The sequence below is a fragment of the Lysinibacillus sp. AR18-8 genome, assembly GCF_001705465.1.
Classification (GTDB): Bacteria; Bacillota; Bacilli; order Bacillales_A; family Planococcaceae; genus Lysinibacillus; species Lysinibacillus capsici.
Genome location: NZ_MDGU01000022.1, coordinates 12,464 through 27,620, shown reverse-complemented (window position 1 = coordinate 27,620; position 15,157 = coordinate 12,464). Strand labels below are relative to the sequence as shown.

Sequence of the window (15,157 nt, the reverse complement as noted above, 5' to 3'; positions counted from 1 at the left end):
GTTCAGTTTTCAAGGTTCATTATTTAAGTCGTTTTTCAGCGACTTCTTTATATTAACATCTCATTCAAAACATGTCAACAACTTTTTTAAAAAAGTTTTTTGTGTTTTTCTGAGTTATTCGTTTATGTCTTAGCGACAATTAATATAATACAATACTAAGATATTATTCGTCAACTACTTTTCTAAAAAAATATCGAGGTATTTTTTAGATACCTCGATTACAAGCATACTACAGTCATTGCCCCATTTCTAGAGCATCTTTATTTACCTTGTAATGACGGTGAAATATCCTATCATTTTTCGCTGCAATGGGTTCAATTTGAATATAGCCTTTATCCACTAGATACTCAACAAACACTTCTAAATCCACTGAGTAATTAACAAGTTCATGATGATCATGTAATTCCTGAATAGTCCACATTTCTTTTGTTTGCATGACTTCTAATATATGCTGTGCCCCATCTCGTGTACGAGAGTGGATTAAAAACTCACTTGCTAAAAACAATAATTCTAAGCGCTTTTCTATTGGCTCATTACTTGTCACTAGCTCTTCATACAGCTTATAGATGGCTGGCTCGATTTTTTTCACCTGTGCCCAAACAGTTACTTCAGGATACAGGCCACTATCGATAATAGATAGGCGGCCTAGATGATGTAGGGAATCCACAACATGATTATAAGCATCTAAGTAACTTCCTTTATCAAAGTATTCTTTCCCCTCCAAATAGCGACGAATTAACTTTGAAAATTGAATACCTGTTTTAATTTTACGACCACTATACGGAAATTCCTGCAATTCTATTTTTAGTTTATGCAGAAATTCATTCCGATCAAATAATACTCTACCGAAGAATATCCAATCAACAACCTTTCTATTTGAACCGATGAGTAACCATTTTCGAATTAATTTCTCCGTAACAGTATGTAGAGCGATTTTATTTCCTTCATATAAGTAATGTTTTGAAAAGACTGGTTGCTCTGCTTCTTTTACGATAATGAGTAAAACCGTATCAAATGTATCTGTAACGTTACTTTGTTCTTCACGCTTTTCCACTAAAATTACGCCTAATGTATTCGACTGACTCGCACGTTCTTGATATATCGGACGCAGTACTTGCTCCATGTTCAGCCCTCCTTTATTCATATAGGTTGTTTTGTTCCGTTAAAAATTCGACATACTCTAAAAGTATTCCTTCTTTCATTCAGTTCAAAGCTAAAATACTTTGCCCTTATATGTTATAGTAGATTTTAGATTGGGAGGCAAGATGAAATATGAAACCTTATAAAAGTAAAATTAATAAAATTCGTTCATTCGCATTAGCACTAATCTTTTTTGGTTTTATTGTCATGTACGGAGGCATTTTCTTTAAAAACAGCCCGATATTAGTTTTAATTTTCATGTCACTAGGTGTTCTTTGTATTATCGGTAGCACAGTTGTATATGCGTGGATCGGATTACTGTCAACAAGAGCTATTCAAGTAGAGTGTCCTAATTGCCATAAACATACAAAGGTTTTAGGCCGAGTAGATATGTGCATGTATTGCAATGAGCCATTAACACTTGATCCTACTCTAGAAGGTAAAGAGTTCGATCAATCCTATAATAAAACAAAAAAATCCTAGCCCTTTTTAAGAGCTAGGATTTTTATTGTACTTTAGCAGTAGCAACTTTACATGATGGACAAGTGCCGTATATCTCTAAGCGATGCGAATGCACATCAAAGCCTGTTACCTGTGATGCAAAATGCTCTATTTCGTCGAGTCCAGGATAATGGAAATCGACGATCTTACCACAGCATTCACAAATCATATGGTAATGATCGTTTGTCACGAAATCAAAGCGACTTGAAGCATCCCCGTAAGTTAGCTCTTTCACAAGACCTACTTCACGAAATACACGCAGGTTGTTATAAACAGTCGCTACACTCATATTAGGGAACTTACCCTCAAGAGCTTTATAAATTTCATCGGCAGTAGGATGTGCCATTGATTGAATTAGATATTCCAAAATAGCATGACGCTGAGGAGTAATACGTACACCAGTTGTTTTCAACGTGTCCAGTGCATCTTGTAAATGCGTTGCAGACATCGTCATGCACCTCTTCCATAAGTATTATTAATTTATAATTGTTATAAATAGTGTATCCAATTCGTACTACTTCGTCAACAATCACACATTGCTTATCCTCAATAAATCAATGGTTTTTTCCTTAATATCCTCTTGATAAATCCATAACATTTTCTAAATCCGTGTCACCCTTTAGCCATTTTGTTAGGCTTGGCTTGAAAATTTCTAAGCTACGCTCAACATAACGAGAAGAATGACTGGATACATGAGGTGATACTATAACATTTGGTAATGTCCATAATGGATTGTCGGATGTCAGAGGCTCCTCTTCAAATACATCTAAAACTGCGTGTCCTATTTGCTTTCTTTCAATCGCTTGAATGAGTACGTTTTCATCAACTAAATTACCTCGACCAAAATTCATGAAGATCGCATTGTTTTTCATCGCAACAAAATGCTCTTCTTTTAATAAATGGGTCGTTTCTTTTGTTTTTGGTAATACAGAAATAACGATATCTGCAAGAGGTAGTGCTTCTTTCAAATTGGTAAAACTAATCATCGTATTCATATAGGCCGCTTCTTTACCAGAGCGGTTACATCCAATTGTTGTAACACCAAAAGCTTGCAATAAACGCCCAACTTCCGAACCAATGGCACCTGGCCCCAAAATAAGTGCCGTACTATCTCGTAATTCCGTTTGTTGCGTTTTTTTCGACCATTCATTTTTCTTTTGCTGCTCATACATCCAAGGCAAAGCTCGTTTAATGGCTAAAATATGAGCAAGAATCGATTCAGCCATAGGCGTTTTATGAATGCCACGAACATTTGAAACTAGAATCCTGCGTTCAATAATAGCCTGAGCTGGCATTTTTTCTATACCTGCCGATGCAACAAAAATCCATTTTAGCTTTGTCGCAGATTGAATACTCTCTTCTGTTAAATCTTCACCATATGTAACTAATACATCCGCTTGTTGAAGCTCTTCATTTGATATGCTCTTTTCAAAGATAAATTCAAGCTGTGGAAATTCTGCTACTAATGGCTCTCGTAAATCTAGTCTAGGTTCAAATGTAAAATAGATTCTCATTGTTTTGCCTCCTGTTCTGCTAAATAAGCATATACTTCTTCAATATGATTTTTCACTCGAACTTTGCGCCAAGCTTTTACAAGCTTCCCCTCAGCATCAATTAAAAACGTTGAACGCTCTATGCCCATATATTCACGTCCATACATTTTCTTTAAAACCCATACATCATAAGCTTCAGCAATAGCATGGTCCTCATCCACTAATAATGAAAATGGCAAACCATGCTTATCAATAAATTTTGTATGCTTGCTTGCGTTATCTGGGCTAACACCCAGAACAACAGCATTTAAATGACTGAAGTCCTCAAACTTATCGCGAAAATCACATGCCTCCGTCGTGCAGCCTGGTGTCATATCCTTTGGGTAAAAGTATAAAATAACATTTTTTCCTTTAAAATCAGCTAAATGCACCATCTCGCCCTTTTCGTTCAATAGAGAAAAATCCGGCGCCTTTTGTCCTTCTAGTAATGTCATACAATCTCCTCCTCTGTAGGTCCTATTTTACTCTAAGTAACAAATCAAGTCATATCCCTTAATTTCTTTGGATTTCTTACACCGATAGGTCTACAATAGATTACGTATAAAAAGTTAGGAGGCAATTCTATGAATCATGCAAAATCTGAAGCAATACATGAAGAGGCATTACAGCATATTGTTGGTGGTGTAAACAGCCCTTCTCGTTCATATAAAGCAGTAGGTGGCGGTTCTCCTGTATCCATGGCGCGAGGAAAAGGCGCTTATTTTTGGGATGTAGATGGCAATCGTTATATCGACTATCTAGCAGCATATGGTCCAATCGTTACTGGTCATGGTCATCCTCATATTGCAAAGGCCATTACGCACGCAGCTGAAAATGGTACATTGTTTGGGACGCCGACTGAATATGAAGTTACTTTCGCAAAAATGTTAAAGGAAGCCATTCCGTCGATGGATAAAGTACGTTTTAACAACTCTGGTACAGAAGCTGTTATGACAACGATTCGTGTGGCACGTGCCTATACAGGACGTACAAAAATCATGAAATTTGCTGGTTGCTACCACGGGCACTTTGATTTAGTATTAGTGGCTGCCGGATCAGGTCCAGCAACATTAGGAACACCAGATTCAGCGGGCGTGACAACTTCGACTGCTGAAGAAGTTATTACTGTACCTTTTAATAACCCTGAAGCCTTTACAGAAGCCATGGATAAATGGGGCGAGGAGATTGCAGCTATTTTAATCGAGCCAATAGTAGGAAACTTCGGTATCGTTGAACCAAAGCCAGGCTTTCTTGAATTAGTACATGCTATAGCAAAGGAAAAAGGGGCCCTAACGATTTACGATGAAGTCATCACGGCCTTCCGCTTCCACTATGGTGGCGCTCAAAATTTACTTGGCCTAACACCTGATCTAACTGCACTTGGTAAAGTTATTGGTGGTGGTTTACCAATCGGTGCATATGGCGGACGTAAAGAGATTATGGATACTGTTGCACCACTCGGCCCAGCATACCAAGCGGGTACGATGGCTGGAAATCCTGCATCTATGCAAGCGGGTATTGCTTGCCTAGAAGTACTACAAACACCAGGTATATATGAGGAAATGGATAGATTAGGCGCAATTTTAGAAGAAGGTATTTTAGCTGCTGCTAAAAAACATGGTGTAACCATCACGTTAAATCGACTTAAAGGAGCGCTTACTATTTACTTTACAGATGTGAAGGTAGAAAACTATGAGCAAGCTGAAAACTCTGATGGTGAAATATTTGGACGCTTCTTTAAACACATGCTTGAGCAAGGTATTAATCTAGCTCCTTCAAAATATGAAGCATGGTTCTTAACAACTGAGCATACAGAAGCAGACATTCAGGAAACAATTGAAGCAGTAGATATTGCGTTTTCTCAATTGTAATCTTGACAAGAAAAAGGCGACTTGCAAGTAGAAGTCGCCTTTTTCTTATTCATCCATGCAAATCTATGTATTTTATGAGCACTTCCTTCTATAATGTAAAGAAGCTAAAAAATATTAGACAGAAAGGACATCTTTATGAAATTAGGTGCCCGTGTATTTAAAACTGGTGTAGCTATCGTATTTGCATTATTTATTGCAGAGTTGTTAAAACTACCTTCACCTGTTTTTGCTGGAATTGCAGCTATTTTTGCTATTCAGCCTTCTATTTATCGTTCTTACCAAACCATTGTGGAGCAAGTACAAGCGAATATTATAGGTGCGACAATTGCCGTCATTTTCGGCTTGCTTTTTGGACACCATGTCGTTGCCATTGGTATAGCTGTCATAATAGCTATTGGTTTAATGTTAAAGTTTAGACTCGAAAAATCACTTTCGCTAGCGTTGGTTTCAGTTGTAGCTATTATGGAATTTCAAGGGGATGACTTTTTAACATTTGGTTTGATACGCTTTGTTACGATATTAGTTGGGGTATTAGCAGCATTTGTCGTAAATCTTGTGTTCTTACCACCTAAATACGAGGTAAAACTATTTCGCAAAATTTATATTTTACAAGATGATATTATTCGTTGGACACGACTGGCTGTACGGCAAGCTTCTGAGCATACATCCACAAAAACAGCATTAAGTAAGTTTAAAAACCGTATGCTACGAGTGGATACGCTGTATGATTTATATAAGGAAGAGCGTAATTACTTTAAAAATAAAAAATATGTCAAAGCTCGCAAACTAGTAGTCTATCGTCAAATGATTTTAACTTCCAAGAAAAGCTTGGAATTGCTACAGCGTTTGCATAATCACGAAAATGAATTAGCTCAGCTCCCTACCCAATTTCATTTAATGATTCAGGAGAGACTTGATTCCTTGCTGACGTACCATGAGCAATTGCTCTTAAAATATACAGGGAAGCTAAAGCCTGAGCATTCGGAGTGGAGTAAAAGCATTGACTATGTCCAACGTAATGAGCTGATGGAAATTTTCATCAAGCAAATCAACTTTGCTCGTGAAGAAGGCGATACGGAGTTTTCTAGCTATCACCTACTCTATATTTTATCGCGTATTTTAGATTATGAGGAAAACTTAGAACATCTTGATACACTTATTGTTTCTTACCAAAGCTATCATGGACATGAAATCAATGTAGAATTTGAAGAAGAATTCATATAGCTAACATTTTGGCGACAGATTACCTTGATTCAGGGGGATTTTGATCACCCTTTGAATAAGATAAGTCTGTCGGCTTTTTTTATACAAAAAACCTCCAAGTAGTAATCTACTTAGAGGAAAGGAGCTAAGAACGCAATGTTAGCAATTGTTGCTCTGCTTGTTGGCGTTTGACCATTTGTTCAGCACGTAAATGCTGATAATTGGCAATGCCTGATACAATAGTATCCCACATTTCTTCAAGAGTCTTGGTAGTGCTGGCTTGTTGAGCCATGGCAGTACTTAATTGCACCGCTTCCTTGCTAGCTCCCCCAAATTGCCTCATACGATCTTCAAAGGCAGAGGCTGATTGACTTTGTAATTGTTGACGTCTTTCATTAACCGCATTCATCAAACCCATTTTAAAAACAGGAATGGTTTTAACAAAAGCCCCATTAATTTGTTCTATCAATTCACTGTTACCATTACGTAGCATATCGATTTGAGGGGCTGTGATAATAGCCACCATACGCGATTTTTCTAAATCATCTATTTTTTGCTGGAGCATCTCTGCAATACCTTGCAAACGATTTAGCTCCATTTTCGCCAGCTGATTTCCTGCTTCACTCTGTTTTTCATACATCGGAATCAATGTTGTTTGGACCTCATGAAGCTTCATGTCAGTTGCTACGATATACTTTTCTAGCTCAAGATAGTACATGAGGTCTTCTTGATATAAGCGTGCAAGTACTCGGTTATCCTTCGCTAATTCCTCTTCCATCAGTACAAATTGATAATGGATTTTCTCAATATCTCTCCCCAGTCCATTATATTTCGTAAATAAATCGCCATCATTTTTGGTCTTACGTGCAAACAGCTTTTTAAAAAAGCCCCTTTGCTCTGTAAAATCTTGTTTGTCGAATGTCTGCATAAGGGCTTCAAGCTGCTTAAATAATTCATTTGATTCGAAAGTTGTTGACTGGGTGATGATGGCTAAAATTTGATCTGCAAAAGTGGCTAATTTTGTAGACGGTTCTTTTCCTAAAGCTAATAGCTCTATCTGATTTTTTATATTGATTTGATTGGCAATTTGCCGTACCTCTGCATGATCCCTTAACTGTTCTTTGAAGGCTTCTGCTGTTTCCAGTGTCAGCTGCTTCAGCGTCAACGAGTTATTCGACATTAGTGCCGCCTCCTTCCTATCATCAGAAAAAACGATTAAAGAGTTTTTTTATGATTTTGTCGGGTGCAGTTTTCTGTGGCTTTGGTTCTTCATAGTGCAAGTCAAATAGCATATGCTCTAAACGGTGTACATCATAACTATCCTCTTGCAAATGCTTTTCTAAATCTAGTTGTCCTGTCGGATTATAAAAAACAATATCCACACCAAATCGATTTAAAAAGGCCAATAACGCTATATCTTCACGTGATAAAGCTGGTTGTTGAGGTGCTTGGTATAATACCAGCTTCGGTACCTCTTGGGAATAGTCAAAGCTTTGTAGTAATCTTAGGATCTCCTCTGGAATCATCGACATTTGTTTAAATAAAAATAACTGTAAATCATATAAGGTCTCATTTGGCTGCTGTTTCAACATGGGCTGCTCACAGGAAGTTTTTATCGTGTGTGCAATCGCACGCTGTAGCTCCAATGTTAACTCATCGTATTGCCACCAATCACTTTGCATAATACGCTCTACTGATAGTTCTCCATTTACTAGGCAATGCTTATAGTGAAAGTGGAAATTCGCTCTACTCGTTGGTGCATAGGGGAATTTCTGGACAAAAACAGTTTGCGGATTTGCTAATAACTGATGCATATAATACCAGTATTCTTCCCGTCTGCTCGAAACCCCACTAATTTTGGCAAATATGACTGGAATGACAATCTCATCCCCAATTACTTCAAACTGTGGTCGAACCAAAGCTTTCTCTTTTGCATAAATAAAAATATCATCATATGTCATCCGTAATGTTAAGGAGCGTGGCATAAAATCTTTAAACTGCCAAGGCTTATAGACACCTGATTGCTGATCATGCATTAATTGCTCAAAATGCTGACTAGATCGATATCCAACCGTTGCCTGCCGGTCACGCAACTTATCAGGAAATGGCTGTAAAGTTGTTTGATTGGCATACGCATATGTGATAGAGAAAGTATCATTAGGATCAATCTCAGCAAATTCATCTATTTTAGCTGGATGAAAAATTAACACATCACAACCGAGCTCCATTAATAACAATAAGAAATAGCGCTGACTTAGAGTTGCTTCCCCATACCAAACTACTTTAGGAAAATCATCTGTTGGTTTCATGGATTTTGTCCATAGAATCCAATGGTTTTTTAGCCATTTCACCATATCAATTAAAAAACGGCGAAAGTCATTTGCTAGCAAACCTAACGATTGCTGTTTTTGAAAGAGCTCTACTACTTTAATGGTTGCTAACTGTAAATGGCGATTCATTACACTGTCATCATGCTTAGGAATTAATTGATAACCATACATCATTGCCACTAAACGATTAATAGATAGACCTTGTGGAGTTTGTTGATGCTGCGAAAGGATTGTTTGTATTGCCTGAAAGTCTTTTGGTTCAATATGTTTATTTAATTCTTCACTTAAAATATGGATGTTGGTGTTCTGTGACAATGTAAATAATGAATTGAAATAATCATCTTCTTCGATTGGTACGCCCAATACACGAACAGCAATTCTACTAAAGCTTACTTGCTGCTCTGTTGTTTCATAAAATGCACGATCCTTTGGTGAATCTTGAAACGCCTGTAGCCAATCATCAGGATGACGCTCCAACACTGATTTAATTGTGATTGTTTGCATACAAACGCACCTCCTAAAAATCATCCTCAGCCTATGCTAAAGCATTCATTTGTCATAGGACGTCTCACCTAATGACAACAAAAATATTTGAACATCTATACGATCGTTTGTTGTGATGCCATCTGTAAAACTGTTTCCAATAAATTCTTTGTAAATGCTTCACCATTGTGAGGCGAGTAAGTTGTATTTTGTAAAAATTTTGGCTGTTTATCCTTTAAGTCTCCATGATTTGGTGTAAAACCTAAATCAGCCATTGCAAGCATGCCATAATCCATAATAGAATCACCTGCTGCTATATGCACATCGTATGTACAGAACTCTTTTATATATTCTATAGCCGCTTCCTTTGTCAGCACCTTGGGCATAAAATACAATTTTTTCCCTTGTAGCAGAACATGCCAACCATGCATATCAAACTCTTGAATCATCGCTTGTAATTCATCGTATGGTAAAATATCAATATCTACATGATGTACATAAAAAAGATCATCTATATAAAGAGATCGTTGTAGCCATGTATCAGATTTAATCGTCTGAAAAAGCTTTAGCATATCCATACGAGGGATCGAGGAATCTTCAATACGTCTAGATAATGTTTGTGTCCATTTTTCATATGGCTGACCCTTTTCTACTATTGTACCCCCATTGCTTGTAATTGCAAAAGCAGGGCATAAATCATGAATAAAATGGATTCTTTGATATTGATGTAAAGCTCTTGTCGTAACAGGTACAAATAAAGTATGTTGGTGTACCTGTTGCAATAGGGGTGCTGTTGCCTGTGTCATCATACTCATTGCTGTTTCGTCCTTGTGTTCAACGACGATTGTCTCTGTAGTTGGCGGAAACATCTCCATCATGCGTTTAGAATAAATAAGGGTTCTATCTAAATCAGATGTAAATAATATCATCATATTCTCCTCTATAATTCTTTGATCAAACCACAACATGCATAGGACATATTCGAATACTCTTCAATCAATACATTTTTTTCCTGCGCTAATAATAAAATATGTTTCAATTCATGCATGTACTGTGGATTAATTAAAATCTTCCAAGGTATTCTTCTCAGCAAAACTCTTGTCGTTTCCCCAACACCTGGCTTAATGAAATGAATATTATCAATACCAAAATCTCGTTGAATTGTTTGCACGGACTTCATACCCTCCCATGTAATTGGAGAGATTTCTTGCTCTTGAATTTGTTGCACAATTTTACTCTGTACTTGTTCAAAACATGTGACGATACGCTCTATGTACAGATTGGAGACATCTATTGCCTCTAATTCTTTGTAGTATTTTGCACCATGAAAATCGTTTGCATCCATAAACTGCAAATTTAATACCGTTCTACTTACTAATCCAGATACAGTGGAATTTAAACAAGCAGATGGTATTAAAAAATCCTCACGAGTTCCATAAATAGCTGCACAATGGCCAGGATCAGCCAAAACAGCTAAATCGGCACTTAACTGTTCTTGATATCGTAAATTAAACTTTTGGCAGGATTGAATTAATTCATTGGTAATTGCCCCTTTTCCTGTCCAACCATCAATAAATTGCAGACTTCCTTGAGGATGCTGTGTCAAAATATAACGAATTGCCGTTTCATCAAACCCACGACCTCGCAGTATAGAAATGGAGTAATGTGGAACATTCACATGATAATGCATGGCTATATACCGTTTGATTAAAATACCAATGGGTGTACCTGCACGAGCTAAACTCACAAGAATTAAATTTTCTAATCCTCTATTTTCAATGATTTGCTCTGCCACTACTCCAACGGCGATTGCTATTCTTTCTGCATGAACATCTAGCGCTTTATAAAAAAGATTCATGTAGGTATCCGATGGTTGCTTCTCCACTGGCAGCATTTCCGAATAATGTATACCCGATTGAATGAGTTGTTCACGTTTCTCATTATCCATTTCAAGGAATGCACTTCCAATATCACGCAATAAAAAAATAACGTCCTCTGGTACATAACTCCCCATTTTATCTGGCTGCAAAGTCGATATCATCGTTCTACCTCCAATTCATGCATACTAATTACATATACTTTGGCGTTAGTGGCTTCTTGTAATGCCTTTACCACACGAGCAACTACCTCTTTACTTGCTATACGTTCCACTATGAAAAAAAGTTCCGTGTAAGACTGGCTTTGAAGATTATATAAAAAATTAGTGACCCCGTTATTTTCTGGACTTTCAAAGGCTATTTTATCGTTAATCGTATATCCTAAATCATCCGTACAATAGATTGGACTACGAGTAGTTGACTGAAAATAAACATCATTTCCTAAATAAGAGGCAATTTGCATAGGAACATACATGAACTCACCCGAGCCAATAACAAGCGCTGGTCCATTTGTTCTTAGCTCTTGTAATTGCATAGCAATAGCTTGTATCGTTTGCTTTTGGTCAACATGCTGTTTTGACGTGAGCATAAATCTCCCTGTTGCTAGTAAATAGGGGTACTTATTTATTAATCCATTCTCCGCAACAGAACGATAGAATTTGCGATCAACAGATACTTGAATCGGACAAATGTCCATATCTCGTGCAACCTGTGTTAGTAAGTTTGGTTGTGTACTGGTTAAGCTTGGAATGCCTGAACAGCTAAAATTCCCACACATAATGGAGATGAATTCTATAGAGATACCCCATTGTACTTCTAATTGCTTAAAGATTGTTTGCTGCTGTTGGGAACGCCAATCTAAAATAGATAGTACCGCATATTGTCTCACTAAAGGAAATTTCTGTATTAAAGTCTCAATAATATTAATGACCGTATTTCCAGTAGTAATCTCATCATCAATTAACACAATGCGCTTAGCTTGCAGTAAAAATTCTGGTTCCTCCGTATAAATTCTATGGCTTGTCGCATGTGAATGTTCTTCCTCAAACGTAACAAATGGCTCAAAATCGGGCAACACTTCACGTGTTGTGTGGATATACATAGCATTCGAGTGAAAGGCATTAAATACTGCGTGTCCAAGTGCTGTTGCTGTCTCAGCAAAGCCAATAAACAATGTTTCATCCGTTAATTCTAGGGTTCCTTCTATGGATTTTTGTACTACATCCAAATTAGCTCCGTCTTTTAAAGCTTTAACGACAGACGAAGCCATTACCTTTTGTCCCGTAAGATGCTGCTGATACATCATTGCTAAAAGAGTTCCTGTCAGTAAAGGGATTTGCGGACGGACAGCCAAATGTTTGCCTAGTACCGTGCTTACAAACAAAAATTGTCTCTTCTTATTAATCCGAGCCGCCATTCTAAACAAATCGGTTAGCGCAAAATTATGCGGATTGTAGGTAATTTCAATATCAATTGAATAATTCGGTAAAATGCTTAATTTACTCATTTGTTGTTGCATATACACTACCACCTATTTCAGACTGTAATAAAAGTGAGGCAAAATCGACAGATTCATGATAAACACCATAGACATGAGCCTGTTTTAAAATCCGTTGTGCCCATCTCATATGTGGCTTAATTTCATTCATTTTATTAGCATAGTGACTTTTCATAACACCTTTTTGTCCATCATTATTTTCTATAATACTTAGCGCATCTAAGTATTCCTCATACGAAATAGCATACAGGGCATGCACAACACGGATATGGCTCGGATGAATAATTGTTTTTCCCACTATGCCATTTTGTTTATCCATTAAAACTTCTTTCATTAATCCATCTAAACAATCGTCTAATAACGCTTTCCTTGTATCAAGCGCGCCTTTCTCACTAAATGGTGTCACTCTAAGTGCGGGCTTTAATACACGCTGATTATTAAAATACTCCCACACAGGTCCAGAAATAATAAAACCATCTTCCTCACGACCTAAGATATTGACAATATCTGCAATACAATCTCGTATGACACTAATATCATAAATGGTAGAATCCATACGCCGGCGAATTCCGTAAATACCACAAAAATCGGTAGCACCAATTCGTACATTTAATACACGGGTTTTGTATTGATGTAGAACCGCTTTAATGTCTAATAACGCTTCCATGCGAGATTCCTTATATAGTACCTCACGACTTTCTAAAATTGGCATACCATATAAAATTAAATCATTTTCTAAAATGGTTTGTTCAAGCAACTCGAAATAACGGGCACCCTGTTCTGCTGTAAACTTCGGAAAGACATAGCCAGTTAATATTTCTTGCTTTTTCCCTAAAACAGTTGTTAGCCTTTGAAATTGCTCAACATGACGTACTCGAACAAAAAGTAAAGGGAGCTCCTGAAGTAATAGCTGTTTTTGCTGATAGAGTGCATATAATTCACTAATATCCTCTATCAGCTTAGCTTCACAATCTACTAACTCTGCATCTCCAACTGCATCCTCCAAATCAATGACAAGTGATGTGAGTTCCTTATATTTTTGTGATCGGATTAAGCTCACAATCGTAGGCATGGAAGCAGGCATATACAAAGTCGCACCTAGGGCATATGACAAAATATCCGCCGTTTCCCATTTTGTAAACGGCTGTGGCTTCTTATAAAAAATCATCTCTGCATCTGTTGCAAAATGTTGCATCTAATCCTCTCCCCAGTAACTATGCCTTTTGTGAAAAAAGCACTGTATCAGCCTGTTCCATACAGACTAATACAGTGCCTTGTTTACACTGCTGTTTTCTTCTTCAACTTGTAAATAACAAATGTCAATAAGAATGCAGCTATTAAAATAATAACGAAAATTTCATGCGAAGGATGGTAGCCCCAATATACTAACACACATTTTCAGTGTATTATGATAAGCCCCTGTTACATCTGCTAGTTTAAAAACTGTGCATATGTATTTAATATCTCATTTAATACATCCACATCAGATCCTCCACCATGCACCTATATCCCATAGTTACTGTAGGCCATATGCATTGATTAAAGCAGCTAGTCCACCCTGGTAACCTGAACCTACTGCAGCAAATTTCCACTCACCATTATGTCGGTACAGCTCACAAAATACTACAGCCGTTTCAATACTGAAATCTTCACCTAAATCGTAACGCAATACCTCTGATCCCGACTCTTCGTTCGTCAATCGTACATAGGCATTTAAGACTTGCCCGAAGTTTTGATGACGTCCCTCGGCATCGTAAATAGTAACTGTCACTACAATTTTTTCTATTTGAGGTGATACTTGCTTTAAGTTGACAAGAATTTTTTCATCATCCCCATCCCCTGCACCTGTACGATTATCTCCTGTATGGACAACAGACTGGTCTGGGCTGGCTAGATTATTATAGAAAATAAAGTCCTGTTCATTACGACATTTACCTGAAGCATCTAGTAAAAATACAGATGCATCCAGGTCAAAGTCTTGTCCACCATCAAATTGCTTTACATCCCAGCCTAAACCAATGCCAATACTATTTAAGCCTGGATCTTGCTTTGTTAAATCAATACGTTGCCCTTTACTTAATTGTATAGCCATTCAAAAATCTCCCTTTCTGTCCAAAGATGAAATTTTAGTTTACACTTAAGCCATAATCATTACATAAAGCAGCTAAGCCACCTTGATAGCCTGCACCAATCGCATTAAATTTCCATTCTCCGTTATGACGATATAATTCCCCTACAACAATAGCTGTTTCAATACTGAAATCCTCGCCTAAATCATAGCGAATAATTTCTTCGTTGGAAGCAGCATTCATAATACGAATATAGGCATTAGACACCATACCGAAGTTTTGACTGCGAGACTCTGCATCATGAATGGTTACTGTGAAGGCTAGTCGCTGAACATGAGCAGGTACTTGAGTTAATGCCACTTTCACCACTTCATCGTCACCTTCGCCTACACCTGTTAAATTATCGCCTGAATGCTCAACTGAACCATTGCCACCTGTAGTGTTGTTATAAAAAATAAAATCATTTTGATCTGCAACTTTACCTGTATCAGCAAGTAAAAACACAGAGGAGTCTAAGTCAAAATCATGACCACCATCATATTTATTTGTATCCCAGCCTAAACCTACAACCACATTCGTTAATCCTGGATTTGTTTTAGTTAAATCTACCTTTTGACCTTTTTGTAGTGAAATGCCCATAATTTTTATTCCTC

The 15,157-nt window shown here is 37.3% G+C and carries 15 protein-coding genes; 3 read left to right on the top strand and 12 right to left on the bottom strand.

Features of this window, described 5'->3' with window-relative positions; genetic code table 11:
• Nucleotides 1-235 precede the first annotated feature (235 nt).
• Nucleotides 236-1,123 (bottom strand): nucleotidyltransferase-like protein, encoded by an 888-nt coding sequence (locus BFM98_RS16220; RefSeq protein WP_016994017.1) that lies wholly within the window; start codon nt 1,121-1,123, stop codon nt 236-238.
• Nucleotides 1,124-1,272: 149 nt separating this feature from the next.
• Here BFM98_RS16220 and BFM98_RS16215 point away from each other — a divergent pair, with 149 nt between their 5' ends.
• Nucleotides 1,273-1,623: a YgzB family protein gene (locus tag BFM98_RS16215; protein ID WP_048394737.1), complete on the top strand. Its 351-nt coding sequence runs from the start codon at nt 1,273-1,275 to the stop codon at nt 1,621-1,623.
• A 22-nt stretch (nt 1,624-1,645) separates the two neighbouring features.
• Here BFM98_RS16215 and perR read toward each other — a convergent pair whose 3' ends face one another.
• From perR to bcp, 3 genes are all read right to left on the bottom strand, one after another.
• Entirely contained in the window at nt 1,646-2,089 is a 444-nt protein-coding gene (perR, locus tag BFM98_RS16210) for a peroxide-responsive transcriptional repressor PerR (protein WP_004230508.1), read from the bottom strand.
• Nucleotides 2,090-2,210: 121 nt separating this feature from the next.
• On the bottom strand, nt 2,211-3,155 hold the full coding sequence (locus BFM98_RS16205; RefSeq protein ID WP_066037911.1) for a D-2-hydroxyacid dehydrogenase: 945 nt from the start codon (nt 3,153-3,155) through the stop codon (nt 2,211-2,213).
• Nucleotides 3,152-3,628, bottom strand: a complete 477-nt coding sequence (gene bcp, locus BFM98_RS16200; RefSeq protein WP_048394742.1) for a thioredoxin-dependent thiol peroxidase — start codon at nt 3,626-3,628, stop codon at nt 3,152-3,154. Before bcp ends, BFM98_RS16205 begins: the two co-directional genes overlap by 4 nt.
• 129 nt (nt 3,629-3,757) lie before the next feature.
• Here bcp and BFM98_RS16195 point away from each other — a divergent pair, with 129 nt between their 5' ends.
• Nucleotides 3,758-5,044, top strand: a complete 1,287-nt coding sequence (locus BFM98_RS16195; protein ID WP_048394744.1) for a glutamate-1-semialdehyde 2,1-aminomutase — start codon at nt 3,758-3,760, stop codon at nt 5,042-5,044.
• Between the two features lie 135 nt (nt 5,045-5,179).
• Nucleotides 5,180-6,268 carry an FUSC family protein gene (locus tag BFM98_RS16190; RefSeq protein ID WP_048394747.1) on the top strand — a complete coding sequence of 363 codons (1,089 nt, stop codon included), beginning with the start codon at nt 5,180-5,182 and terminating at the stop codon, nt 6,266-6,268.
• Between the two features lie 124 nt (nt 6,269-6,392).
• Here the strand turns inward: BFM98_RS16190 and BFM98_RS16185 are convergent, their stop codons facing one another.
• The 8 genes from BFM98_RS16185 to BFM98_RS16150 all read right to left on the bottom strand — a co-directional run bounded on the left by BFM98_RS16185 (nt 6,393) and on the right by BFM98_RS16150 (nt 15,143).
• Entirely contained in the window at nt 6,393-7,427 is a 1,035-nt protein-coding gene (locus BFM98_RS16185) for a toxic anion resistance protein (RefSeq protein WP_066037910.1), read from the bottom strand.
• Between the two features lie 22 nt (nt 7,428-7,449).
• Complete coding sequence (locus BFM98_RS16180) at nt 7,450-9,081, bottom strand: YceG family protein (protein WP_066037909.1); 1,632 nt, start codon at nt 9,079-9,081, stop codon at nt 7,450-7,452.
• Between the two features lie 95 nt (nt 9,082-9,176).
• The gene (locus BFM98_RS16175; protein ID WP_066037908.1) at nt 9,177-9,989 is read right to left on the bottom strand and encodes a hypothetical protein; all 813 of its coding nucleotides are present in this window, start codon (nt 9,987-9,989) and stop codon (nt 9,177-9,179) included.
• Nucleotides 9,990-10,000: 11 nt separating this feature from the next.
• Complete coding sequence (locus tag BFM98_RS16170; RefSeq protein ID WP_066037907.1) at nt 10,001-11,101, bottom strand: cysteine protease StiP family protein; 1,101 nt, start codon at nt 11,099-11,101, stop codon at nt 10,001-10,003.
• Nucleotides 11,098-12,456: a phosphoribosyltransferase family protein gene (locus BFM98_RS16165; RefSeq protein WP_066037906.1), complete on the bottom strand. Its 1,359-nt coding sequence runs from the start codon at nt 12,454-12,456 to the stop codon at nt 11,098-11,100. The genes BFM98_RS16170 and BFM98_RS16165 overlap by 4 nt, the downstream gene beginning before the upstream one ends.
• Nucleotides 12,437-13,630 (bottom strand): HpcH/HpaI aldolase/citrate lyase family protein, encoded by a 1,194-nt coding sequence (locus tag BFM98_RS16160; RefSeq protein ID WP_066037905.1) that lies wholly within the window; start codon nt 13,628-13,630, stop codon nt 12,437-12,439. Before BFM98_RS16160 ends, BFM98_RS16165 begins: the two co-directional genes overlap by 20 nt.
• 321 nt (nt 13,631-13,951) lie before the next feature.
• The gene (locus BFM98_RS16155) at nt 13,952-14,527 is read right to left on the bottom strand and encodes a TerD family protein (protein WP_016994007.1); all 576 of its coding nucleotides are present in this window, start codon (nt 14,525-14,527) and stop codon (nt 13,952-13,954) included.
• A 34-nt stretch (nt 14,528-14,561) separates the two neighbouring features.
• Nucleotides 14,562-15,143, bottom strand: coding sequence for a TerD family protein (locus BFM98_RS16150; RefSeq protein ID WP_048394760.1), 582 nt, complete (start codon nt 15,141-15,143; stop codon nt 14,562-14,564).
• Nucleotides 15,144-15,157: the final 14 nt, after the last annotated feature.